The organism is Acinetobacter sp. 826659, from assembly GCF_000588515.1.
Lineage (GTDB): Bacteria > Pseudomonadota > Gammaproteobacteria > Pseudomonadales > Moraxellaceae > Acinetobacter > Acinetobacter pittii.
Genome location: NZ_JFYD01000027.1, coordinates 1 through 1,666, shown reverse-complemented (window position 1 = coordinate 1,666; position 1,666 = coordinate 1). Strand labels below are relative to the sequence as shown.

Below are 1,666 nucleotides of genomic sequence, written 5' to 3'. Positions count from 1 at the left end.
TTCTGCTGTACCGCTCACCGGATCAGTTGCATTGATTGGATCAAGTACAGGTGCATTTGGTGCGGTGGTATCAATGGTCACCACTGCTGTATCGGTACCCGCATTACCTGCTGCATCAGTTGCCGTCACGGTAATGGTATGTGGACCATCAGTTAACGCAGGCAGTGTATTGTCTGCAAGCGTCCAGGTGCCGTCACCATTGTTCACTGCCGGATAGTCAACCCCATCCACATTCACAACCACTGTTGCTGTCGGATCGTTCACTGTACCAGTGAGTGCTGGTGTGCTGTCATTCGTCAACACATCATCAAGTGCAACCACCGGCGGTGTGATGTCGGCAGAGACTGTGCCTGTACCTGGCAATGAAGTATTGCCTGCAGGGTCAGTTGCTGTTGCAGTCACTGTATCGCCATCTACCAGATTGCCCGGGTTTGGTACTGACCAGCTGCCATCTGTGCCTGCCACGACTGTTGCAGTGGTGCCATCAGGATATGTCACAGTCACTGTAGAACCAGGTTCTGCTGTACCGCTCACTGGGTCAGTTGCATTGATTGGATCAAGTACAGGTGCATTTGGTGCGGTGGTATCAATTGTTACCACTGCTGTATCTGTACCTGCATTGCCTGCTGCATCTGTTGCAGTCACGGTAATGGTGTGTGGACCATCAGTTAACGCAGGCAGTGTATTGTCTGCAAGCGTCCAGGTGCCGTCACCATTGTTCACTGCTGGATAGTCAACACCATCCACATTCACAACCACTGTTGCTGTCGGATCGTTCACTGTACCAGTGAGTGCTGGTGTGCTGTCATTCGTCAACACATCATCAAGTGCAACCACCGGCGGTGTGATGTCGGCAGAGACTGTGCCTGTACCTGGCAATGAAGTATTGCCTGCAGGGTCAGTTGCTGTTGCAGTCACTGTATCGCCATCCACCAGATTGCCCGGGTTTGGTACTGACCATGTTCCGTCTGTGCCTGCCACGACTGTTGCAGTGGTGCCATCAGGATATGTCACAGTCACTGTAGAACCAGGTTCTGCTGTACCGCTCACTGGGTCAGTTGCATTGATTGGATCAAGTACAGGTGCATTTGGTGCGGTGGTATCAATTGTTACCACTGCTGTATCTGTACCTGCATTGCCTGCTGCATCTGTTGCAGTCACGGTAATGGTGTGTGGACCGTCAGTTAATGCAGGCAGTGTATTGTCTGCAAGCGTCCAGGTGCCGTCACCATTGTTCACTGCCGGATAGTCAACCCCATCCACATTCACAACCACTGTTGCTGTCGGATCGTTCACTGTACCAGTGAGTGCTGGTGTGCTGTCATTCGTCAACACATCATCAAGTGCAACCACCGGCGGTGTGATGTCGGCAGAGACTGTGCCTGTACCTGGCAATGAAGTATTGCCTGCAGGGTCAGTTGCTGTTGCAGTCACTGTATCGCCATCTACCAGATTGCCCGGGTTTGGTACTGACCAGCTGCCATCTGTGCCTGCCACGACTGTTGCAGTGGTGCCATCAGGATATGTCACAGTCACTGTAGAACCAGGTTCTGCTGTACCGCTCACTGGGTCAGTTGCATTGATTGGATCAAGTACAGGTGCATTTGGTGCGGTGGTATCAATTGTTACCACTGCTGTATCTGTACCTGCATTGCCTGCTGCATCT

1 protein-coding gene is annotated in these 1,666 nt (G+C 52.1%); it reads right to left on the bottom strand.

All coding sequences use genetic code 11. From position 1 onward, the window contains the following. The coding region (locus tag J663_RS18460; RefSeq protein WP_033851436.1) for an Ig-like domain-containing protein at positions 1-1,666 on the bottom strand (1,666 nt) is incomplete at both ends.